Below are 22,819 nucleotides of genomic sequence, written 5' to 3'. Positions count from 1 at the left end.
GTTTGGGGCTGCCGAAGTTGAACTCGTGGTGTCGCTGAATTACTCAGGTGGGCGGGTCTGATGGCCAGGCCGGTCTCGACGAGGCAGTCATATATCAGGTCGCCGTGGTACGGACGTGTCGTAAGCCCCGTCGAATGCGCCGACAAGGGGTTCGGGGGCACTGAAGGTGACGTCGGCCAGCCGGTCGCACCGCAACAGGGACCAGACATCCCATGCTGTCCTCGCCCGCATCCTCGTCCGCGTCTGGCTGCCGGTGGTCTGGGCCTGCCGACGCGACGGCGCCTGCTACGCCCCCGAAACCCACCACGCCAACAGGAAGATCAACACGACTGCCGAGACGACCGCGGCATAGAGGTTGGCTCAGGGAACTCATGCGCTCCCCTTGGATGAGACAGCCCAGACGCGGGTGGCGGTGACGCCTCCGAAAACTGGCCAGGCCATGAGAAAGCCCAGGTCACACGAGGTATGACCTGGGCTTAAGCGGAGCCGCCTTCGGGATTCGAACCCGAGACCTACGCATTACGAGGGCCTGCATGATCGTCCCGGGTGGTGCTGGACTGTGCCACGGGCTCTCGGTTTCGCTGGTCAGAAGCGTGCGGCCGAGACCTGCGTGCCGCCCGATCCATCCTGTGCCACCCCATCCGCTCACGCAGCGCTCACGCAAATCCTTGTGGCGCGCTGCAAGCTGAGGTGCCCGTGGTGGGACGGACGCCCGCTCCACCACAGGGCATCTCTCATGCGGTGAACGTCACGTGGCCCCAGACATCCGTCTGCTCGAAGGTGACATTGGTACCCAGGGCCTCGAAGTGTTTGCGCCCACACTTGATCTTTCCCAGCTCTTCCGGTCGGAGAAGGCTCTCTTGCTGGGTGCCCTTGGTCTCTATCACCAGGTAAAGGCGCTGCTCGCCGTCGGGAAGGCGACGCACGATAGCCCAGTCCGGATTGTATGTGCCGAGCGGGGTGGGGACTTTGAACCAGGACGGGAGCTTGGCGTACACCTCGACATCGCTCGCCGACTCCAGATCCTCGACGAACTTCCGCTCGGTCTCGGAGTCGTAACGAACTTCCTCGTAGACACTCTTCGCCGCAGGGGTCAGGTTCTTGCCGAGATAGCCGTGCAGCTCCTCGGTAAGGAAGAGCTCCTGGGCGTAGACGTCGCTCTCCCCGAGCTTGACGTACTTGATCCCGTCGACAAGCGCCGCACGCCGAGCCTCTGTGATCTTCTCAGCGGCGAGGGATACAAACTCCTGCGGGTTGCGCTGGAAATCCCGGAAGCGGCCGCTCTCAGAGAGGATCCGGTGGATGGTGCGTCGGGTCAGCTTGGTCTGCTCAGCCAACTCGCCGAGGATATCCGGTAGCGGGATGTCTCCCTGCTCGACCAGCTGCGGGGCCGAGGTCGACTCAGCACCGGTTTCGATGCCACGCTCGCTTATGGCCAACGTCGTTGACGTCCACACCATGCGGGCAGGAAGAATCTGGCGGGCCTCCTTCAGAGCACCCGCTGCGTCCGCGATCAGCTTCTCCGGGTCGAAGTCCACCCGGTAGGTGCTCCTCTGTTTGATGCGGTTCCAGAGTTCGTGGAACTGTGGGTTCTCGAAGACCTGCTTACGGACCTTGACCGTTCGTCGTTCATCCCGGTCGTTGATGGTGACGCCCTTGGCACGCTGCTGGAGCCGCTCCGCAACTACAGACTCCAGGCCGGCGAACTCCACGGGCAGTGTGAACGTGTCCTCCGCGAGAGCCTGCTGGAGCAGTTGCGCGTCGATCTTACCGTTGCTCTGAATGTAGCCAGCCTCCTGCAGAGCAGCGAAGAGCCGTTGCGAGCCCTCGCTACCGAGCCGCTTCCCATCGCTGTCGGGAAGGAGAAGGCTGGAAAATTGGTGCGGCTCGATTCGACCGAAGCTGACCTTGGCGTCCTGCTCGTACTCGGTCTGGAGTGAGGTGGCAAACTGCTCCAGGCTCTCAGTCGCAACGACCGTAAGGGTGTTTACGTCGAAGCCATGGAGCCGCTGGCCTTCCTGATTCACTGCGAGCCGTAGACCGCGGCCGATGGTCTGCCGACGCTGCCGTTCGGAGCTCATCTCCCGCAGGCTGCAAATCTGGAAGACGTTCGGGTTGTCCCAGCCCTCTCGAAGCGCCGAGTGGGAAAAGATGAACTTCACCGGCTCGTCGAGGCTGAGCAGGCGCTCCTTGTCCCGCATGATCAGGTCATACGCGCGCTCGGCGTCCGCGCCGTCCTGGGCCGCTCCCTCCTTGATGTCCTTGGGCTTGCCCTTGGCATCCCGAGCGAAGTAGCCCTCGTGGACGGCGCTCGGCTCAGAGTCGAGATCCACCCCGTCGTAGAGGGTCGAGTAGCGGGGGTTGCGCTGGAGCTGCGCATACTCCTCTTCGAAAATCTTCACGTACTCGCCCGGTACCGAAGCGCCATCCGAATCTTCGGCGCGGTAGCGGTCCACGCGATCGATGAAGAACAGGCTCAGCACCTTGATGTCCCTGGAGCGGAGCTCCAGTTCCCGATCAAGGTGCACCCGGATGGTCTTGTTGATCAGATGCCGGGCGCGCTCGAGCACCGGGATGTCGCCGTAAGCCTCGCCTTCCCTGAGGTACTCGTCGATTCCGCCGCCGTGGATCTGGATGAACCCCAGCTCACTCTTGCCACGGCCCTTAGAGACGTCACCGATCAACAGCCCCTCGTAGACACGGTTGCCAGTGATCGCCTCAAGGTTGCTTCCGGGGTTGACTCTCTCTGTCTGGCGCGCGACGCGCCCAGACCTGATCACGTCAACTTCCACGGTCGCCGTGTAGTCGTTCTTCCGCGTGCTGACCCTCTCAAGGCGGATGTAGGGGCGGCCGTGCGCGTGCTCGACGGTACCGCCGGCTACCTCGATCTGCTTGACCAGTCCCGCCTGGTAGGCGTCGACGGCATCCAGCTTGTAAACCATGTTGAACACGTCGACATGCGTCGCCGAGTAGCGCAGGCTGAACAGCGGGGCCATCGTGCGCAGCGCCTGCCGACCCCGCCCCTGGGGACCACCGTCCACGCTTTGCGGCTCGTCCACGATGAGAATCGGCCGCACCTGCTTGATCAGTTCGATCGGCGCCTCGCCTCCCGTCCGCTCGCTGGGCTGATAGATCTTCGCGGTCGCCTGCTTGTTGATCGCGGCGGCCGTCACGATCATCAGCTCGATGCCAGAGCTATAGGCGAAGTTCCGCACTTGGCCCAGCTGCGCCGAGTCGTAGGGGAAGTAGTGCAGTGGGGTGCCGTCGTAGAGGGCCTTGAAATGGTCCTCCATGATCTGCAGCGACTTGTAGACGCCCTCCCTGATCGCCACAGATGGCACGACAACAATGAACTTCGTGAAGCCGTAACGCTTGTTCAGCTCGTAGACCGTTCGCAGGTACACGTACGTCTTGCCGGTCCCGGTCTCCATCTCGATGGTGAAGTTCAGGTCGCGCTCGTCCGCCAGGTCGGACGGCGAGGAGAGCGGCAGACCGTTACGCTCCTGGACCTCGTTCAGGTTCATGTGCAGCTGATCGGGCAGAATCCGCAACCGGTTCCCGACGCCTGCCGCGGGCGTGAACAGGTCGTCGTTATCTCCACTGACGGTGAACAGGCTGTGCCCGCTCTCCTGCCCGCGGAATAGATCACACACCGCATCCACAGCCATCTTCTGGTGTGACAGCTCGGAATCGAAATGAAGCTTGGGCTTTTTCATCCTGACGTCCCCTCGGCTCACAGGCTCTTCACGACGAAGGGGGTCCCGTGCTGCTCGAGGATCGCCACGAGGTTCGCCTTGGCAACATCGTCAGCGAAAGCCACGTCCTTGAGGAAGACAGTCACGTCTGCTTCAGGCTGCAGCTCCTCACACCAGGCAATGATTCCCTGGGCGATGCCCTCCGCGTTATCCCTGTTGACTGAGACGACAGGCGGGAGAACAGCAAAAAGCAAACCCCCACCAGTCGCAAACACATGGACGCCTGCAAAGGTGCGCGTGTCCACAGCAGAAGCGAGGTCGAGCCCCTGGCTAAGCAGCAACTCGAAGAGAATGTCCTGTTCGGAGCGGCCCTCGCGGACGTTTTCGATGTGCTCGAATGCTTGCTGCTCGAAGTCCGGACGGGAGGTGTCCCAGCGGACGATATTCCCCTCCGAAAGAGCGAAGGAGCGAAATCCGAAATCCCCCGCGCCGAGATTCCCCGAAAGCTTCTCGCCGACCTTTCGAAGTCGCGCCCTCGTGATTTCCGGGATCGTCACATAGTCACTACGCCCAGTAGATTCAGGGAGTTGCACCAAGACAAATCGACGGCACCCCCCGTCTTCGCCATTCATTTCCATCAAGGCATGCGCCACGCTACCACTGCCTGCAAAGAAATCCACAACAATGGAGTCCGGATCACTTGCAGCAATGCGCAGAATATGCTTGAGCATCTTGACCGGCTTCGGATTGGTGAATACTCGACCCCCGAAAAGCGAGATCAATTCCTGAGTCCCATCCCGGTTCCTCCCGTGCTCAGCATCCACCAGAAGACTCCGGGCAGTAACGCCGTCCAAGGACTCCCACGTTCGGGTATAAATCCGCCACTCGCCCGTCTTCTTGTCGCGCTGGAACTCCAGCTCGCCTCGGCTGTCGGCGACCTTTGACTTACTCCAGCGCCAGATAGTGGTCGGATTTTCCGGGTCATTCTGAGGTGGGCTGATCCACGTTCCGTCCGGACATTCGATTTCGAAGTCAAGTGCCGAACTATAAGTAAGGCTCGTCTTGTCCAGTCGCTCCAAATAGTAGCGCCTGCCATTTTCCGACCGATTATACTTCGCGGTCATAGCCGGGCTCTCATGCTTGATCCGCGCAAGCTTCACAGACTCGATACGACGCCCATAACAAAGCAGATACTCATGCTCAACGGCAATATGGCCGCTATCGTCACCGCCTCCAGCTTTGCGCTTCCAAATAAATGATCCGATGAAATTCTCGCCACCGAAGATCTCGTCAAGAAGTGCGCGGAGATTATGGACTTCATGATCATCGATCGACACAATAATAAGCCCGTCATCTGCGAGCAGACTCCGAGCCAATGTCAACCGGGGGTACATCATATCCAACCAGGCACTGTGATAACGCCCAGAAGTCTCGGCATTACTGCTGAGCCTCCCGCCACCACTGTCGGTCTGGCCGGTGAATTCAAGATAGTTCTGAATGCTGTCCTGGAAACTGTCGGGGTAAATGAAGTCCTTGCCGGTATTGTACGGCGGGTCGATGTAGATGAGCTTGACCTTGTTCGCGTAGCTCTTCTGCAGGAGCTTGAGCACTTCAAGGTTGTCGCCCTCGATCATGATGTTGCGACTGGTGTCCCAGTCCACCGACTCTTCTTGGCGGGGCAGCAGCGTCGCCGTGCTCGGCCTGAGGGCAACACGTCGGGCATTGCGCTTGCCAAACCAGGACAGTCCGAACTTCTCATCGCCGTCATCGATGGCGTCGCCAAGCAGCTCACGCAGAGCGTCAAAGTCGACCTTGCCCTCCGCGAAGGCAGACGGGAAGATCTTCCGGAGCTGTTCGAGGTTCTCCGCCACGAGGTCCTTGGAGTGGGTCTCCGGATCCCCCGGCTCAACCGTGTGCATTGTCACCCTGATCGTCCCCTGCTTGACTACGGCACCGTCCGGCTCAACCGGTGCCTTCTTCTTGACCGTGCTCTTCGTTCTTCCTGCGTTACTACGCCAGACGCAACTTATCGTGCGCCACTGACAAAGCGATTCTCTTCACCTTGATCTGGTCCTGTAGCTCGATCCTGCGAGGGATCTGCTTCTCTCTCTTGATCTGGGCGACCAGCTTGTTGATCTCTGTCTCGAGGCGGGTGCTCTCTGTCAGGGCAGACAGCTGGGTCTGCGCCGCACCCAAGGTGCCCGCGGGCGCAAACTCCCCAAGCACCGCAGCAACACGCAAGGCAACCGTCCGGGCCAGCCAACCGTCGTAGACCGCACTGAGGTCGCTGCGTGGCTGCCGGTCGAGTTGGAGCGCGCCCAGGAAAGCATCGCCCACCGGTGCGGGGACGTCTCCGACGGAAGCACTCACAGGCGGACTCTCCAGTGTGACCTCATCGTTCCGCGCGTGTGACATGCGCTTGAGGGCAACCGAAACACGGGGACCGGACTCCTGTTCGCTAACAAGGAGGATCGGGTATGGCACGGCTCGATGGAGGAGTTCTTCCAGGCGAGTGAGCTTGGTTCCGGTCCGGGTACGCAGAGTCATGACGTGGAGCTCGGGAACGCGCCGACTGCCGTCCGGGGCCATGTAGGCAGGGATTCCCACGGCATCGGGACGTATCGCGGCGGCCCAGCGCAGGGTATCGATGCCATCCTGCAGCAACCGCCGATCAGCGGCGCTGAAGTCGGAGTGCGCCTGCAACTGGGTCTTGGGCACCCGGACATCCACTGCGCAGTCGGCGGGCAACCGAAGGGCGTCGACCACGTCGTCCGGAGTCATCGCTGGGCTTCTTGGTCGTCGTGTGTGGCGGGACCGACAGGTTCGGCGTCGACACGGGGCAAAACGGCGAGAAAGGCGAGTACTTCGAAGTCATTGGTCCCGGCGAAGCCTCCTGCCGCGGCGGCCTGGGTGCCGTCCAGGCTGAACAGGCTGGCGACCGCGCGCTCTTCCTCCTTGCCGGTGATGGAGCGTACAGCGGCGGCAAGGGCCTTGCGGGCTGCCCCCATGTCGGCGCCGCGCCGAGTCCGGGCGTCGAACAGCGCGGTGAGCCCCGGGTCAACCTGGCCCTGCTCGGCACTGACCCTGCGCACCCGGTCGAGGATGCGCTTGGTCTGGGTGTGGCTGAGCTGCACCACCCCTTCCTCCCCGACGTGGATGAGGTAGTGAGGGGCAAGTGGGTCGCCGGCCTGCACGGCCCGATCGGCCGCCTGGTCTTCGGCACGTAGGCAGAAGATCAGTCCGGGTGGGACATCGCCATCGGTGTCCGCGACCGCGTGAACTCCGAGTGGCTCCGCATCCAGCTCGCCGGGGTGTCGCTTGGCGTAATCGGCGAGGTCGATGCGCAGATCGGTGAGGGTGAGGTCAGCGATGGACACGCCGGTCGACAGGTCCTCAAGGTCGAGGACGGAGTCTTGCAGCTTGAGGAGTTGTGCGCGCCGGTATTCGAGATCGTTCATCGGGTCGCCGGCGCTGGTCTCGATGACGTTCTCTTCGCCGGTGGCGGAGATGTCGAGGAGCACCATGCGGCCCGTGACTCGCTGCTCGAGGCCGATGTACTCCTCCAGGTCCATCTGCGGCCAGAAGTTGACGAGCTGGATCCGAGCGCTGCGCGAACCGAGGCGGTCGATGCGGCCGAAGCGCTGGATGATGCGCACCGGGTTCCAATGGATGTCATAGTTCGCGAGCCAGTCGCAGTCCTGCAGGTTCTGACCCTCGGAGATACAGTCCGTGGCGATGAGCAGGTCGAGTTCTCCCTCTCCAGCCAGATCGTCCGGGCGTTGCTTCGAGCGTGGGGAGAACGCAGAGAGGATGGCGGGAAGATCGCGGCGCAGCTTGAGCGTGGTGCGATTGTTCCCGGACCCCGTCACCAAGCCAGCCTCGACGCCGAGTTCGACCCGCGCCCATTCGGCGAGCTCTTCATACAGGTAGGCGGCGGTGTCCGCGAAAGCAGTGAAGACGATGGCCTTGCGATTGCCCGGGTTGACGGGGTTGCGAACCTTATCCGCGATTAGCCGCTTAAGGTGGCTTAGTTTCGCGTCACGCTCCGGTATCACCTGCTCGGCCCTGTACAGCATCGCGGAGAGGCGCTCATGGTCCTCTAGGAGGTCCTGGCGCCAGCGGATCAGATCCATGTCCGCGATGAGAACCCTGATCTTGCCACCACCGATCGCCAGCTCGTCCGAGCGCAGGTCGTCGCGCTCCTCCTCGTCGAAAGAGTCGGGGCGGTAGTAGCTCTCGTGGCGGTCGATCGCACCCAGGTGCGCGTCGATGCGCTCCAGCTGCCGGCTCACCGTCAACCGGAAGGAGTGGACGGAACTCTCCAGCCGCTTGAGGATGTTCACCCTCATCAGGTTGACCAGGCTCTGCTCTCGGTCGGCCTGCTGGAAGCTACCCTTGCCGCTCTTCAGGCGGGTGGCGTACTTGTCGGCGTACTCGGCCCGCTTGTCCGGTCTCAAGTAGTGCATGGGCGAGTAAGCGGCCAGATTGAGCTTGCGGATCTGGTCGTTGAGTTCTCCGATGGCGCCGAAGTCGCCCTGTGTGTCGATATCCGACTTCACGTTGAGCGGTGCGAGGCGCTCGGGGAAGGATCCAGTCTCGGCAGTGCCGTAGTACTTCTCGATGTGCTTGCGCGAGCGGGCGATCGTCAGCATGTCGAGCAGCGTGAAATAGTCGAAGCCCAGCATGTCCACGAGTAGGGCTGGGGTACGCCCCTCTGGGCCAAGTTCCTGCCACCGATTGAACTGGCGCTGCGCGACGCGGACGGTCTCGGCGATGCTGGCGATACCGTACGGCGCCAAGGCCGTGTCGTCGTTCTCGGTAGCGAAGGCGATCTGGTTGCGCAGGTCCGCAAGCCGGTTGTTGACCGGGGTTGCCGAGAGCATCAGGATGCGGGTCTTCACGCCCTCCTGAATGATCTGGCGCATCAGGCGGTCATAGCGAGTCTCGCCGTTCTGCTTCGGAGAGTTGGCGTTGCGGAAGTTGTGCGACTCATCGATGACCACCAGGTCGTAGTTACCCCAGTTGACGTGGGCAAGGTCGATGTCGCCCGATCTGCCGGACTCACGGGACAGATCGGTGTGGTTGAGCACGTCGTAGTTAAAGCGATCTGCAGCGAGGAGGTTTCGGCGGTCATTCGCCGTGTACATCGTCCAGTTGTCTCGCAGCCGCTTCGGGCAGAGTACGAGCACCCGGTCGTTGCGCAGCTCGTGGTACTTGATCACGGCGAGCGCCTCGAAGGTTTTCCCCAGGCCGACGCTGTCCGCAATGATGCAGCCGCCGTAGCGATTCAGCTTGTCGATCGCACCGATGACGCCGTCCCGCTGGAACTTGTACAGCTTTCCCCACACCACGGTGTCGTGGATGCCGGTCTTCGCATCGATGACCGTGTCCTCGTCCAGCTCCCCGCCAGCAGCGCTAAACAGATGGTGGAGCATGAGGTGGTAAATGCGCTCCGGGTCGCGATAGCGCCCGAGGGCACGCATCTGCTCCAGCAGCGGGCCCGCTTCAAGAGAGGCGGGCGTGCTCTCCCACATCGCCTCGAAGAGTGCAGGAGCGAGAGCGGCCGCCTCGCTCTCGTTGTCGGAGCGCAGGATCGACGTGTACGGATTACCAGGGGCCAGGCCGAGGCCGGCACGATCGAAGCCGAAAGAGCCCTGGGCCAGCGAAATCACTTCACCCGAGGCCGCTCGGGCAACCAGAACACCCTGGGGGATAGCATGAAACGCCGCATGCCGCACCTCGGCCCGCCGAGACAGCCACTCGACGCACGACGCAGCAAGGTAGCGGCTCGACAGGCGGTTGCGGGCAGCGCGATCATGCTCGCCGCCCAGTAGGTGCAGATCGGCGGCTACACTCGGTAGCAGAAGTCGAGCCTGCTCCAGCTTGGCCAGCTCGTCGCTGAGCTCTTCGAACGCGTATACCGAGAAGGTCGACGAGGCGAGGTCCAATGCACCGCCCGGCTGCAGACTCGGCCGCACCGCATCGATCAATCGGTCGCCACCTCGGTTGCTCACGACCTTCAATGCACTTCCCCCTCCGAGCACCAAATAGAACGAACGAGTTGGATGGCTCAGAGCTTAGAGCAGGGTACTGACGCGGTGCCTGGAGATGCCCGACCGCGCCTCAGCTTCGGCCTCCCCAGGACTATCGCGCTGCGTCCGGCACCGCCCCATGCTCCAGGTAGGCAGTTACGCCATTGGCCCGAGCCTTGATGCCAGCGGCGATACGTCGTACGAGGCGGGGGATGGTGAGTTCCGGCAACTCTTCGGCGTCGTGGAAGGCGTAGTCACGGATCTCGTCGGCCTGCAACACGATGCGTCGGCACTCATCCGCGCCGAGACGGCCACCGTCAAAAAGGTAGAGGACCTTGTCTCCCTCGCCCGGACTTGGCGCCCAGTCCACGACGAGCAGGCGCCCGATGGAGGGCCGGATGCCCAGCTCCTCGTGGACCTCGCGCGCGCAGGCTTGCATGGGGGACTCTCCGCCCTCGACGTACCCCCCTGGGATATCGAGGTAGTCCTTGTAGGAGGGCTCGACGAGGAGGACCCGGTCGGCGTCGTCGAAGAAGAGCGCGCCGGCGGCCATGCGCGGGTGGGCCATCTTCGCTTCGTGCTCGTTCTCGGTCACAGGACGGACTCTAACCGCCGACCACGCCGAGCCTGCGGGCCAGGTCGGCCACCGGCTGGGACGGGCGGCCTCGGGTGCCGCGGATCCAGCCGATGACCAGTTCGCGGCTCAGGTAGTGGTGACGCACCTGTTCGGGTGCGGCTCGCTCGGCGTCCAGCAGCGTGGCCAGGGCCTCGTCGGTCCGATTCCAGGCACTGAAGGCTCGGGCGACTTCCAGGCTGTGCCTCACGCGCCGTTCTACAGGCAAGCCGCTGGTGTCGATGCGCTGCCCGAGATCGGCCGCGATCTGGATGTCGCCGAGTTCTCCGGCGGTGGCGACGCAGTGGATGGCCACGTTGGTCGGGCCGAAGGCCGTCCAGAGGTGGTTCGCGTCGGCACCCAGTCGTTGCGCGACCTCATCCGCTTCGCGGAGGAAGGTCTGGGTGGTTGCGCGGTCCTCCGCTCGGGCGGCCGCCATGGCGCCGGCGAGGAAGAGCGTGCCGTAGACCGAGAGGTATTCGTCGTTCGCGGTGCCCAGGCCGGGCTGCATGACGGCCGCCGCGTCGTTCACCAGCTGGATCGCCGCGGTGAAGCGGCCAGTGGCCATCAGGCAGTGCGTGACCGCGCGGAAGAGCGAGCCCGTCACCGTGCTCTGGCCGCTCCGTTGCGCTGCCGCCAAGCCGCGGTCGGCGGCGATCCACGCCAGTTCCGACTCCCCGACCTTGCCCAGCACCATGGCCGCACCGTGATAGGCCAGGGCGAGTTCGGCATGGGCCTCCTCCCCTTCACGCCCTGAATACGAGCGGGAGGCCGCGAGTGCGTCGGCGAGGACGAGAGGAAGCCGTCGAGTCGCGAAGCCGTACTGAGACACCTGGTAGGCGTCGAGGACTTCCTTCACTGCGTCACGCAAGCCCGTCAGAGTCGGCGGTTCGTCGTCGGGTGGGAGCCCCAGCAAGGGCGTGAGCTGCTTGTATTCCATGAGCGCGTCGCGCAGAGCGGGCACCGTGCGGCGGCCGCTGTCACTCGACCACTCCAGGAGCGTCGGCTCGGCGAGGAGATCCCCGAGCGAGACGTCGAGAGCCTCGGCGAGTGAGGTGATCACCGAGAGGCGGTCGAGCTCGATCCGGTTGTTCTCCGCTTTGCTCAGCCAGTCCGTGGTGCGGCCGACGAGGCCGGCCAGGACTTCCTGGGAAAGTCCACGTCGGCGCCGGTACCAGGCAACGCGTTCTCCGATGGTCAGGTTCTCTGTCATCCCTCGCATGTCCTGAGCATCACCTCGTGGCCGGAATCGACCCCGGAAGGTTTTTCCGGGGTACTGCGGGGCGCCGCGCCTACTGTCGCAGCAGACCGAGAAAGCCGCAGGGCGATGGGGGTAACTCCCTTCATTTCAGCGGTCTTTGGCGATCGGTTCTGCTTCTCGAACGGGACGGAGGTGTGTGGAGGATGCGCAGCACGAAGACGGCGGAGCCATGGGCCGGACAAGGGCTGGGGCCGTTCGGCGTGGCAGTCCGCAAGCCGTACTCCAGAACACGGTTCGCCACGGACGGCAGTGCCGTGCTGAAGGTCTACGTCGGCATCGACCCCGAGGGCCGACGCCGACGGGAGACCAGCACGGTCCAGCGTGCTGCCCTGCGCGGCATCTCGGTTCCGACCGTCCTCGCGACGGGATGCGATGAGGCCGGGTCCTGGACGGTGTTCCGGGCGGTGCACGGGACGCCATGCTCGGTGGCTACCCGCAAGGCGACGGAGGACTACATCGGTCACGTCGTGGCGGTGAGCGGCATGCTTCACCGGCCCACTGCCGGCGCTACCCCTGGCCCCGGCTGGGCGGCACGGGCTGACAGCCCTGTTTCCGCGAGCCAGTTCCTGCTGGATCAGTTCTCGGCCCGCTGCCGACGGACGCCCTGGTGGGCTGCGTTGCGGGAGGCCCTCCAAACGATCGACGCCCACCCAACCGTTCACCTACATGGCGATCTCAAGCCCGAGCACCTCCTCGTCGACGGAGAGCACCTGCACGTCGTCGACTGGGAGGCGAGCGCCTGCGGCCCAGCCGTTCTCGACTACACCGACGTCGTCTTCCACCTCGTACGGGACCTGCTGTACGAGGACGTAGCGCCGGCGCGCATTCCAGTCGATCTTGCGGGCCGCTTGCCTTTCTGCGGGCCGGTGCTCGCCTGGCGTCTGCTCCGCTGGCTCGATCGCCGCCGGACCCGGGACATCGCCCTCGTCACGACCCACGACATCGTCCGACTCACCGCCGAGGAACAAGCCGTTTCCGCGCACCAGTCGCTCGCAGCGATCGTGGCGAACCTCCGCGCTGCCGGAGTCCCTCGCTGAATCTCGACCGCACCGCTCGTCCAGGCGTGCTGACGCCTGCGCTCATCCCCTTCTTCCCACCCCTGAAAGGGAGTTCGTGATGCCTCGTACGAGCACGACCATCGGCAACAGCCACCTCGTCATCGACACCGCCATGGCCAGACCGGACGCGACGACCATCGTCGAGCGGAAGGGCCTCGGCCACCCGGACACCCTCGCCGATCACCTCGCCGAGCGGCTGTCCCGTGCCTACAGCCACCACACCGTCGCGCGCTTCGGGGCCGTGCTGCACCACAACTTCGACAAGCTCGCTCTCCTCGGTGGCACCAGTGAAGTCCGTTACGGGGCAGGTGAGATGACCGCCCCGGCCCGTGTCCTGGTCAACGGACGCGCGGCACCCATGTGCGGCGGCGAGACGGTCCCCGTCGAGGAGATCGTCGAGGCCGAAGTGCGGGCGTTCTTCGCCGAGCGGCTTCCCGAGGTATCGGACCACCTCGACATCGTCTTCAACATCACCAGCAACTCCAGCCCGGGGGCGGTCCTCACCGGCGACGGGACTCCCGACCGCACGCGCTGGTTCAATCCCCGCTCCCTCGACGACCTCCGTGAGCGCCGGGTACGGCTCTCGAACGACACGTCGCTGGGGACCGGCTGGGCCCCCGAGAACGCCTTCGAGACCTTCGTCCGCGACCTGGTGAACCACTTCTCCGGCGAGAGCGAGTTCACCCTTGCCCACGCGTGGTGCGGATCCGACGTCAAGCTCATGGGCTTCTCGGACGGCGACGAGGCCGACATCGTCCTGTGCGTGCCGCAGAAGTCGCGGCACGTCGCCAGCCGGGCCGAGTACATCCGCAACAAGGAGACCGTCCTCGCCGAGTGTCACCGGCTGGCCGGCCTCCGGCTGCTGGGCGCCCAGGCGCGCTTCCGGCTCAACGCCCGCGACGTCCCGGAGAAGGACGAGCTGTACCTGACCTACACCGGAAGCTCGATCGAGTCCGGGGACGAGGGCGTCGTCGGGCGCGGCAACCGAGTCAACGGGCTGATCACGCCGCTGCGGCCGATGAACCTGGAGGGCGCCAACGGCAAGAACCCCGTCTACCACGTCGGCAAGCTCTACAACATCGCCGCGCAACGCCTGGCTCACCGCCTGCACGAGACCACGGACGGGCACGCGGAAGTGCATCTGGTCAGCACCACCGGCCAGCGCCTGGATGAACCCTGGCGCATCCTCATCCGCCTCTCCGCCCCGGATGCCGAGGTCGACAAGGTGCAGGCCCTGGTCGCGGAGGCACTGGGTGAGTTCCCGGCCCTGACGGACGAGCTCGTCTCGGACGGGATCGAGCTGAGCTGATGGCGAAGCGGACGCTCGGAGAGATCCCCGCGGGGTGCAGGCAGCGGCTACTCGCGCACTACGGGCCTGCGGCCAGGCCGTGGCTCGATGCCGTCCCGGGGCTGCTGGCGCGTGCGGCAGGGAGGCGGAGGCTGACGCTCGTGAGTTACCACGACGCCGGCCACGCCTCGGTGATTGCGACCGCGGTCCGTCCCGACGGGCGTCCGCTGCTCCTCAAGGCATGGGTTGATCCATCTCGTTTTCGCCACGAGGTGGAAGCGTTGCGGCTCTGGGCCCACGGCCCGACGGCGGAGGTCGTGGAGGCCGCGGACGACCTGGCCGTGGCCGCGCTCGAACTCATCGGCGGGCAACCCGGCGGCGCGGATCGGCCGCGGCGGGAGCTGCAAATGGTGGCGGCGGCCGTCCACGGGCTCCACACCTTGGGGCGACACAGACTCCGGTCGGAGCAGCTTCCGCTCCTCACTGACTACCTCGCCCACGAAGTGCGTCCGCAGGTCGAGCGACGGATGCGCGAACTCGACCTTTACGGCTGGCGTCCCCTCGTCGAAGCAGGGTTCGCTGCCGTCGTCGATCTAGAGGAGGGCCCCCGTCGGGCGACGGTGCTGCACGCCGACCTGTACCGGGAGAACGTCTTGTTCGACTGGCGGGGACACCCCCGGCTGATCGATCCGCTCCCCATGGTGGGCGACCCCGCGTTCGACTGGGCGTTCTGGACCATCTACTACGAGCTCGGGCGCGGGACGACCGTACGGCTGGCCATCGCCTCACGTACGTCCCGGATCCCCGTCCCCGTGCTCGCACCCTGGTGCCGACTCCTGGCGGTCCACGGCCTCCTCTTCTACGTGGAGTCCGGCGATCCACGCGCCACGGTCATGGCCACCGTGCTCAGCGATCTCCTGGCGACAGCGACAACCCCTCGGAGCGGATCGTGACGACGTACATCCTTCGCCATGGCCAGACCGACTACAGCAAGCGGTACCTCGTCAACGGTGACCCGACCCAGCAGATCCTCCTGACCGACGAAGGCCGCCAGTCGCTCGGCCGTGCGTGGAATGTCCTCCCGCTCCACTCTGTGGCCACCTGGCTGACCAGCGAATTTCCACGGGTCCGGCAGACCGCCTCGCTCCTTATGGGCGTTCCCTCGCCCGAGCTGGTTGTCGACGCCCACCTGAACGAACTCGACTACGGGGAGTTCGAGGGCAAGCCCTTCCTCGAATACGCGGCCTGGCTCGACGAGCACGGCCCACGTCGGCGCCCGCCGGGCGCCGCGGAGTCGCAGCACGAGGGCATACGCAGGCTGCTCACCGGCGTCCTCGCCGCTCTGGAGCACCCAGGGCCCCGCGTCCTGGTCGGGCACGGCCTGCTGGTTTCCGTCCTCCATTGGCATGGAGATCGCTCGGCAGGCGAGCCCATGCCGCTGTTCTTCCCCGAGGCTCCCTATATCGAACCGCTCGCCATCGGCGACGACGATCTTCCCCTCTTGACCACGGAGCTCATGGATGATCTTGAATCAGCCACTCTGCGCGAGACCACCACCGGCGGTGACGCGTCGATATTGCGGATCGGCGAGCGCCCGGCGGTTGCTACCGTCGATGCGGTATCCCCGTCCCACTCGCCGGATAAGAAGGATCTTCCCCATGCATGATGCCCGCGCCCTGATTGAAATGGGTGCCGAAGCGGTACGTCGGCTCGCTCGTCGCGGTTACTCCCTGGACCTGTCCCGGCTGGAAGACCTCCAGTCCCGGCGCAACCAGAGCATCCGCTCGGCCGACGAGCTGCGGGCGGAGTCCAAGCGGGTGGCGAGCGAGGTCCAGCAGACGGCCAAGCAGGGTGGGGACATCTCCAAGCTGAAGGAGCGGGCCCGCGAGCTGAAGGACCAGATCCGCGACATCGAGGCCGCGCAGGAGAAGGTCCAGGAAGAGCTCACCGAGCTCCTGCTGACCATTCCGAACCTCCCCGACGACGAGGCCCCGGACGGCGACTCCGAGGAGTTCGCGGTCGAGATCCGGCGGGTCGGCAACCCGCCGTCGTTCTCGTTCGAGCCGAAGGACCATGTCGACCTGGGCGAGGCCACCGGCATCCTCGACTTCGCCCGCGCCACCAAGCTCTCTGGTTCGCGCTTCGCGGTCTCCCGCGGCGCCGGCGCCGCTCTGGAGCGCGCTCTAGCCACGCTCTTCCTGGACATCCACACGCGCCGTCACGGCTACGTCGAGCACGGTGTCCCATACCTGGTGACCCGCAAGACGATGACCGGCACCGGCCAGCTGCCGAAGTTCGAGGAGGACCTGTTCAAGACCGGCGCCGCCGATCGCGACCTGTTCCTCATCCCGACGGCCGAGGTCCCGCTGACGAACCTCTACGCCGGCGAGATCATCCCGCCCGCCGAGCTGCCCCTGGCTCTCACGGCCCACACCCCGTGCTTCCGCTCGGAGGCCGGCTCGTACGGGCGCGATACCCGCGGCCTGATCCGCCAGCACCAGTTCTCCAAGGTCGAGATGGTCAAGATCGTCGACCCTGAGACGGCGGACGCCGAGCTGGAGACGATGGTCGGCCACGCCGAGGCGTGCCTGAAGGAGCTCGGTCTCGCCTACCGCGTGGTCAAGCTGGCCGCCGGCGACACCGGCTTCTCCGCCCAGCTCACGTACGACATCGAGGTCTGGATCCCGAGCCAGAACACCTACCGGGAGATCTCCTCGATCTCCAACTTCGGCACCTTCCAGGCCCGCCGCGCCAACATCCGTACCCGCGGCGAGGACGGCAAGCCCAAGCTCGTCGCCACGCTCAACGGCTCCGGCCTGCCCGTCGGCCGCACCCTGGCCGCGCTCCTTGAGCAGTGCCAGCAGCAGGACGGCTCGCTCGTCCTCCCCGAATCTCTCTTCCCGTACCTCGGCTTCCGCCGGATCTCGGCGGACGGAACACCGGAGGCATAAGTGCTCGTCGGCGTCTGCGACTTCCCCGGTAGCTACGCCTTTCCACCCGCCGGATACGGCGGAATCGAACGATGGCTGTGGGCGGTCGCCGTAGGCGCCCGAACCGCAGGCGCCGACGTACACCTCCTCGGGCCGGGCTGGCTCACGGACCTGGAACACGACTGGGTCCGTAAGCCGGTCCGCCTGGAGGACCTGACTCCCGGATCTCTCGCCGAGCGCGAGCTCCGCAGCGCCGGATACGACCTCCTGGTCGTCGGGCACGAATACCCGTCGCTGCCGGCCTGGACGCGTACCTGGAACAAGCTGGACTGCGACATGGCCACGTTCCAGCATTCGCCCGTCTTCCAGCACGCGGACACGGCCTTCGACGGCAAGCGGTCACGGCTCTACTGCTACTCGCCCGAGATGATCGAGCGGTACGCAGCCCACCGACCGATCCCCGAACTCGCTGTCCACCTCGGCCTGGACGAGGAAGAGCCGCCCGCCGTCGCCGGTAGCGACCTCGTATGGCTCGGCCGGATTGACGAGGAAAAGGCCCCGCACATCGCCGTCCGAGCCGCCCAGATCCTCGGACGCCGGATCCAGATCGTCGGACCCGTCTTCGACGACGCGTACGTACGACGCCACCAACGCCTCTTCAGCGCGGACCACGTGAAGTGGGTCGGTGAACTCGGCGGCCCCGCTAAGACGGCTGCTATCCGCGACGCCTCCGTCTTCGTCTACACCTACGCCCGTGCATACGTGGAGGCTGGCGCCGCGGTCTTCGGCGAGTCTCTCCGCGTCGGCACCCCCATGGCCGCGCTCACCTGGCGCGAGGGCACATGCGCCCAAGCCGCTCTGTGCGATCAGACCGGCGTGGTGGCGGTGGCCGACCCTGTCGTGGACGACGAGACGGCAGCGGAACTCCTCGCGCGGGCGATCGAGAAGGCTGAGGACCTGAAGTACGCGGAGGTCCAGGAGATCGGGATGGACCGCTTCGATCCGGCCCGCCACTTCAGGGCGATGGCGAGTCGGCCGTGATGTCGAGTCATCCCAGAGAATGCCCGTTCGTGCCATCACCTCCTTCAGGCATCCTCATACCTGAGGTCCTTCAGCGCATCCTCGGGGCCCACTGGGAGTTCACCGTCTCCGACAGACACGTCAAGATCGAGCACGCACACAGAGGCTCCCCATACCGTCCGCCACGTCAGGCGCCGTCGTGGGAGGAACTACTGGCGGGGCTCACGACGGGTTTCGCGGGACTAGGCGTCCCGCAGGACACCTGCCTGCCGCTTCAGTGGGGCCGCGAGACCGAGCTGACGATCTCGGCAGTCCAAGCCCTCGATCTCTATCTCAAGGACGGGCGTCCGGTGACCTACCGCAGCGGCTTCCTGCCTCAGCCCGTTGTCCGCTTCACCGGGCAACGCGACACATCGGGTGATCTTCGGCCAGGGTTCCTGACCTCGTTCGTCAACGTCTCCCGTGTCCAGCCGATCCAGCACATGGACGAGTACGGAGGAATCTTGGACGGCTGGTTCAGCGTGCTGTCACGACTCGGTTTCCACGCGCGCCACATCAGCGTCCACGGCACACTGACCACTTGGAAGCGCCGCCAAGTCGAGGGCATCACACTTCGCTTCAAGCACTTGGACCTGCCTGTCGGTGACATCGTCCTACTGTGGAACGCCGACAACCCTGCCCGTCTGGCCGTGGACCTCGGTACCGGTCTTGAGCGACTGGCCTGGGCACGGACTCGGTTGGGGTGGAGGGATCTCGTATTCGGCAGGTTCTCATCCCTGGCCCCACCACCGACCCTGGATGCCGTCCGCACCGCCACTCTCCTCCTCGGGCACGGCATCCGTCCCGCCTCGCGAGGAGCAGGCGGAATCACTCGCCGAGTGATCGCAACGGTCGATCCTGGTGCGGCGAGGTTGGGCGTCAGTTCCCTGGTTCGCGCGTCGTACCGCTACTGGCGGCTGTTCGGCGAGCTGAAGGCACCTTGGCCAGCCGTGGCCATGGCGATGGAGGAGGAGCTGGGTGCCTGAAGGGCTGGCCGTTCGTGTCGCCGTCGGCCAGACCGACTGGGACTATCGGCGCCGTCCGAACTGTCGTTCGGCGGGTGCCGTGGGTACCGCTGCAGGTTGTGGATTGAGGTGAGCCGACACCGAAGACGTCATGGTCGAGCGTCGGCGAGCAGCCTCTGCCCGGCGGTTGGGCACAGGGTTTCGGCTGGTGTGCTGGATGCGAGTGATCAGGACGCGGGCGGGCTGACGGGCGGTGTGTAGTTCGCGTTGGGCGGCTGCTTCCTTGAGGAGCTGGTGGGGTGTGTGGCCGCCGGCTTCGGCATCGGCGAGAACGGTGGCGAGGGCCGGCCAGGCAGGGTCAGTGAGGATGCGGTCGGCGTAGTCGGGGATGGCTGCGCGGACATCGCGGACGAGGGAGCGACGGGCCTGGTCGTTCGGATGGCGAGTGGCGAGGCTTTCGATGACGGGCGTGAGGGCTCGGTCGGCGCCGGTCTGGAGGTGGTGGAGAGTCTGGCGGGCGGCCTCGGCTTGGTGAGCGTGGTTCTTCGCTTCATGCCAGCGGGCGGCGACGACGGTGGCCCAGACGAGGGCGCCGAGCAGGGTCGCCAGGGCGCTGCCGTCGGGGCCGGTGGCGGTGTGTGCGATGTCGCGGGCCGCCGTGCGCAGGGTGTGGGCGACCTGGTTCTCGGCTCGGATCTGGGAGCGCTGAGCACGGACGAACGCCCGTGAAGCGGCTCGCAGTTCGGCGTGGAAGTGGGCGGGGGCATTCTGGGCGGTGGCCTCGATGAATTCGCCGAGCGCGGTGATGTGGGCCTGAGCGTGGGAGTCGTCGGCCATGCCGGCATGGAGGGTGTCGAGGGCGTCAGTGGCCTGGTGCCAGGGGGTAGTGCGGCGCTCTCGGCGGGCGGTGGGGTGTTCCTCTGGCGCGGTGGTTCCCAAGCGGGCCTTGAGCCTGGGGAGGGTGAGGTCGGGAGCGATCTTGCCGCCAGGGTGGAAGATCTGTTCGCCGTCTTTGTTGAGGTCGCCGGGGCGGCCGACGGCGTAGCCGAGGGGGTCTCCGGACGGTCCGCGGCGCGGCTTGACCGCGATGCCGTCGGCTTCGAGGTAGGCGAGGAGTTCATCAGCACTGCCGGCGTGGGGGATGGCAGCGCGGATGCGGTCCTGGAGCCAGTGGCGGCTGGTCTGCTCCCAGCCGAGGCGTTCGGCCTTGTGCATCTCGGCCTGGGTGGGGCGGCGTCCGGCGGTGCGGTCGCCCTTCTTCAGTTGGCGTAGGCCGTAGTCCTTTTCGACCTGGCGGCAGGCGTCGCCTACGCGGATGCCGCTGTCGTGGAGTTTGGGACGGCGGCCATCTTCGCGGACGGTGGTTGCGAGGATGTGGATGTGGTCGTCCGCGTGACGTACTGCGATCCACCGGCAGGCCAGGTCGTCTCCGGGTGGGGCGATGCCTGCGGCTTCGACGATCCGCTGTGCGATGTCGGCCCACTCCGTGTCGGAGAGGCGCCGGTCCTCGGGGGCTGCTCGGACGGGGCAGTGCCAGACGTGGTCGGTGACCTTCTTTCCGAACTCGCTGTTGCGGAGCCGTACGGGCTCGTCGAGGTGGCGGGCGAGCTGGGTGAGGGTGGCGTCGGGGTTCTGGCCGGGATCGGGCATGCCGAGCATGGCGAAGCCCGCGACGATGTGCGGATCGAGATGTTCATCGTGCCGACCGGGGCCGTAGAGATAGGCGAGCAGGCCACGGGTGTTGGACCCGGTCGGCTTGATGGCGGCTATCACGCGGCTTGGTCCTTCCTGGGGTCGGCGGGTTCGCGCAGGGCCTCGGCGATCAGCTCCAGCAGGCGGTGCAGCTCGTCGAGGCGGTGACGTACGTCGGGTGGGGTGAGGTCGCTGTTGAGGGCGCGGGCGATCTGGTTGACGTTGACGCCGATCCGGTTGAGCTCGCGCAGCGCCTGGGCGCGGAACATGTGGGTGCGGCGGCGGTCCTCAGACAGCGGTAGGTTCGCCGTGAACCGACCGGAGACGAACGCGAGGACGATGTCGGCAGCGAAGCCGGATTCCCCCTTGTAGCCGTGCTCGGCGGCGGCCTCCTGGGGCACGTTGTGCTCGTCGCCGGTGAACCGTAGTGGGCCGACACGGACGGTCCGCTTGATGCCGGTGAAACGACGGATCGCCGGTTGGACGCTCTGCGCTTCTCGCTCGCCTGTTGGCGGCTCGGTGGTGGGTGTGGGGTGGAGGATCTGCTGCTGGACGGTATGGAGCTCGTTTTGGTCGGGGCCGTCCTCGGCTCGGACCTCCCGGTCCGGCGCCCCCTGGCGCTGGGCTGTCTCCGCCACCCCTGGGGCGGAAACCCCCGAAGACCGGACTTGAGTCGGACTCGGGGTACTACTGGCTCCGCCAGGGGCCGTCCGCCCGAACGCCCGCCGCAGACGTGGCAGCAGCGTAGGGGACTGCGGCGACGCAGGTGGCTCAGAGTGGGTGTCGTCAGGCAGGTGCTGGTTGTGCGTCAAGGAAGATGCTCCATGTACGACTGGGCGTGCGGGGCGGCGATGTTTGCGCGGCGCGACCGTCGCGTTGTCCACAGGTGTGGAAATCTGCGGCGGGTTGGCCGATGCTCGGGTGACCGGAAGGGTTCCGGTCACCCGAGCAGGCCGGGGTCAGCGCCTGGAGACCTCGATGCCGGCTGCTTCGAGTTCCGGCCGAAGTAGTTACATCACCTCGGTCTGCCGCTCACTGCCGATCGTCAGGTCTCGGTCCTTCACTGCCGCTCGAAGCAGGCCGCGCGTGAGTTTGCCGTGCTGATGACCGGTCGTCCGTCCGATGTCCGCCAGCTCCGCGATGGTCGCTTTCGGCGGACGGCCACCGCTCGACTTGCTCTCCGGCACCTGGGCCGCAGGTTCCGTCCGATCGTCGCCGGAGGCAGGCGAACCATCGGGAGCGGCGTCTGGCCGGTGGCTGTGGCCGATGTCGCCGACCGATCGTTCCTGTGCCTGTACGGAACCCCTGTCCGAGGAGTCGCCGGGCGATGCGACGAGCTGGTGGATCTGTCGCATCAGGACGCCGAAGGCGACCATCGCGGCGGCCGGAGGAACGGCTGCGACCACGTAGTCGAGGCGCGGGACACTACGCGCGTTGTCCGTTCCGCTGACCCCGGCGACGTTCAACGCGATGGAGCCGACTGATCCGGCAGCGGTGACGGCGATTGCCCAGGGGTCGGTTATGCGGCGCAGCGCTGCGCGCAGCATGAGCAGTTCGCCCGCGACGATGAACGCGTCCAGGGTGGCGGGCCAGGCCCAGCGGCGGATGGGAGTTGCTCCGAGCCCGTGTTGGCCAGCGACGTCGGCGAGGTGCGCGTAGGAGAGCCAGAACGCTCCGTCTGTCAGGGCGACGATGACGAGGCCGGCCGCGCCGAGCACGAGTTGCTCGGCGTCAGCCCGCTTCTTCGGCTGCCTTTCGCTGCGGGCGTCGGCTCGTGGCTGTGGTGCTTGCGTGGTGAGGTGCGGGGCGGTCAAGCGGAAGCTCCTGGGGGTGGTGGTGCGGGGCGTCTTTGCCGTCTCGGCCGTTGCACGTGCAGGTCAGCGCGGGACGGCAGCGCTCCGGACGTGCCGTCCTGGCGGGCAGCGCCAGCGTCTTGTCCCGATTCGGGACAGGGAGGCGGCGGCTTCGGTTCGGGCTCCGCCTTGGGACGGCTTGTCCCCTGCCGGGACGGCTGCGTTATGGCAGCCGTCCCGGCAAGCAGGACTGTGACCTGCGGCGATACGGCGAGGACGCCTGGGACGGGGCAAGACGGATCGGGACGCCATCCCTCTGCTGGCTGCACGTGCTCAGGCGCGTTCGTTGCCGTCTTGCCCTCGACTGCCGTCTTGCTGGTGTGTGCCCTGACCTGCACGATCACGGCAGGGACGGCAAGTACGGCAACCAGGG

17 protein-coding genes are annotated in these 22,819 nt (G+C 65.9%); 8 read left to right on the top strand and 9 right to left on the bottom strand.

Translation table 11 applies throughout. The annotated features are described in order from the left end of the window. Positions 1 to 166: 166 nt before the first annotated feature. On the top strand, positions 167 to 352 hold the full coding sequence (locus AB0I22_RS10220; RefSeq protein ID WP_363130244.1) for a hypothetical protein: 186 nt from the start codon (positions 167 to 169) through the stop codon (positions 350 to 352). Between the two features lie 382 nt (positions 353 to 734). Here AB0I22_RS10220 and AB0I22_RS10215 read toward each other — a convergent pair whose 3' ends face one another. The 6 genes from AB0I22_RS10215 to AB0I22_RS10190 all read right to left on the bottom strand — a co-directional run bounded on the left by AB0I22_RS10215 (position 735) and on the right by AB0I22_RS10190 (position 11,553). Further along, complete coding sequence (locus AB0I22_RS10215; RefSeq protein ID WP_363130243.1) at positions 735 to 3,716, bottom strand: DEAD/DEAH box helicase family protein; 2,982 nt, start codon at positions 3,714 to 3,716, stop codon at positions 735 to 737. A gap of 17 nt (positions 3,717 to 3,733) precedes the next feature. Next, the gene (locus AB0I22_RS10210) at positions 3,734 to 5,566 is read right to left on the bottom strand and encodes a site-specific DNA-methyltransferase (protein WP_363130242.1); all 1,833 of its coding nucleotides are present in this window, start codon (positions 5,564 to 5,566) and stop codon (positions 3,734 to 3,736) included. 139 nt (positions 5,567 to 5,705) lie between these two features. After that, complete coding sequence (locus AB0I22_RS10205) at positions 5,706 to 6,476, bottom strand: DUF4391 domain-containing protein (RefSeq protein ID WP_363130241.1); 771 nt, start codon at positions 6,474 to 6,476, stop codon at positions 5,706 to 5,708. Then, positions 6,473 to 9,685 (bottom strand): helicase-related protein, encoded by a 3,213-nt coding sequence (locus AB0I22_RS10200; RefSeq protein ID WP_363130240.1) that lies wholly within the window; start codon positions 9,683 to 9,685, stop codon positions 6,473 to 6,475. Before AB0I22_RS10200 ends, AB0I22_RS10205 begins: the two co-directional genes overlap by 4 nt. Positions 9,686 to 9,839: 154 nt before the next feature. Next, a complete protein-coding gene (locus tag AB0I22_RS10195; protein WP_309028910.1) occupies positions 9,840 to 10,322 on the bottom strand; it encodes an NUDIX hydrolase in 483 nt (160 codons plus the stop codon). Positions 10,323 to 10,332: 10 nt separating this feature from the next. After that, a complete protein-coding gene (locus AB0I22_RS10190) occupies positions 10,333 to 11,553 on the bottom strand; it encodes a helix-turn-helix transcriptional regulator (protein ID WP_363130239.1) in 1,221 nt (406 codons plus the stop codon). A 248-nt stretch (positions 11,554 to 11,801) separates the two neighbouring features. Between AB0I22_RS10190 and AB0I22_RS10185 the strand changes: the two genes are divergently transcribed. From AB0I22_RS10185 to AB0I22_RS10155, 7 genes are all read left to right on the top strand, one after another. Next, positions 11,802 to 12,638: an aminoglycoside phosphotransferase family protein gene (locus tag AB0I22_RS10185; RefSeq protein WP_363130238.1), complete on the top strand. Its 837-nt coding sequence runs from the start codon at positions 11,802 to 11,804 to the stop codon at positions 12,636 to 12,638. Positions 12,639 to 12,717: 79 nt separating this feature from the next. Further along, entirely contained in the window at positions 12,718 to 13,968 is a 1,251-nt protein-coding gene (locus tag AB0I22_RS10180) for a methionine adenosyltransferase (protein WP_363130237.1), read from the top strand. A gap of 140 nt (positions 13,969 to 14,108) precedes the next feature. Beyond that, positions 14,109 to 14,900 carry an aminoglycoside phosphotransferase family protein gene (locus AB0I22_RS10175; protein WP_363130236.1) on the top strand — a complete coding sequence of 264 codons (792 nt, stop codon included), beginning with the start codon at positions 14,109 to 14,111 and terminating at the stop codon, positions 14,898 to 14,900. Further along, entirely contained in the window at positions 14,897 to 15,613 is a 717-nt protein-coding gene (locus AB0I22_RS10170) for a histidine phosphatase family protein (RefSeq protein WP_363130234.1), read from the top strand. Before AB0I22_RS10175 ends, AB0I22_RS10170 begins: the two co-directional genes overlap by 4 nt. Continuing rightward, a complete protein-coding gene (gene serS / locus AB0I22_RS10165) occupies positions 15,606 to 16,898 on the top strand; it encodes a serine--tRNA ligase (protein WP_363130233.1) in 1,293 nt (430 codons plus the stop codon). The genes AB0I22_RS10170 and serS overlap by 8 nt, the downstream gene beginning before the upstream one ends. Further along, positions 16,899 to 17,918, top strand: a complete 1,020-nt coding sequence (locus tag AB0I22_RS10160; RefSeq protein WP_363130232.1) for a glycosyltransferase — start codon at positions 16,899 to 16,901, stop codon at positions 17,916 to 17,918. 29 nt (positions 17,919 to 17,947) lie between these two features. Further along, positions 17,948 to 18,922, top strand: a complete 975-nt coding sequence (locus AB0I22_RS10155; protein WP_363130231.1) for a hypothetical protein — start codon at positions 17,948 to 17,950, stop codon at positions 18,920 to 18,922. 42 nt (positions 18,923 to 18,964) lie between these two features. Here AB0I22_RS10155 and AB0I22_RS10150 read toward each other — a convergent pair whose 3' ends face one another. The 3 genes from AB0I22_RS10150 to AB0I22_RS10140 all read right to left on the bottom strand — a co-directional run bounded on the left by AB0I22_RS10150 (position 18,965) and on the right by AB0I22_RS10140 (position 22,407). After that, positions 18,965 to 20,674, bottom strand: coding sequence for a mobilization protein (locus AB0I22_RS10150; RefSeq protein ID WP_363130229.1), 1,710 nt, complete (start codon positions 20,672 to 20,674; stop codon positions 18,965 to 18,967). Next, on the bottom strand, positions 20,671 to 21,231 hold the full coding sequence (locus AB0I22_RS10145) for a MobC family plasmid mobilization relaxosome protein (RefSeq protein WP_363130228.1): 561 nt from the start codon (positions 21,229 to 21,231) through the stop codon (positions 20,671 to 20,673). The genes AB0I22_RS10150 and AB0I22_RS10145 overlap by 4 nt, the downstream gene beginning before the upstream one ends. 372 nt (positions 21,232 to 21,603) lie before the next feature. Further along, positions 21,604 to 22,407: a DUF2637 domain-containing protein gene (locus AB0I22_RS10140; RefSeq protein ID WP_363130227.1), complete on the bottom strand. Its 804-nt coding sequence runs from the start codon at positions 22,405 to 22,407 to the stop codon at positions 21,604 to 21,606. Positions 22,408 to 22,819: the final 412 nt, after the last annotated feature.

Source organism: Streptomyces sp. NPDC050610 (assembly GCF_040654875.1).
In the GTDB taxonomy this organism is placed as follows: domain Bacteria; phylum Actinomycetota; class Actinomycetes; order Streptomycetales; family Streptomycetaceae; genus Streptomyces.
This window is presented reverse-complemented; position numbering and strand designations above follow the sequence as displayed.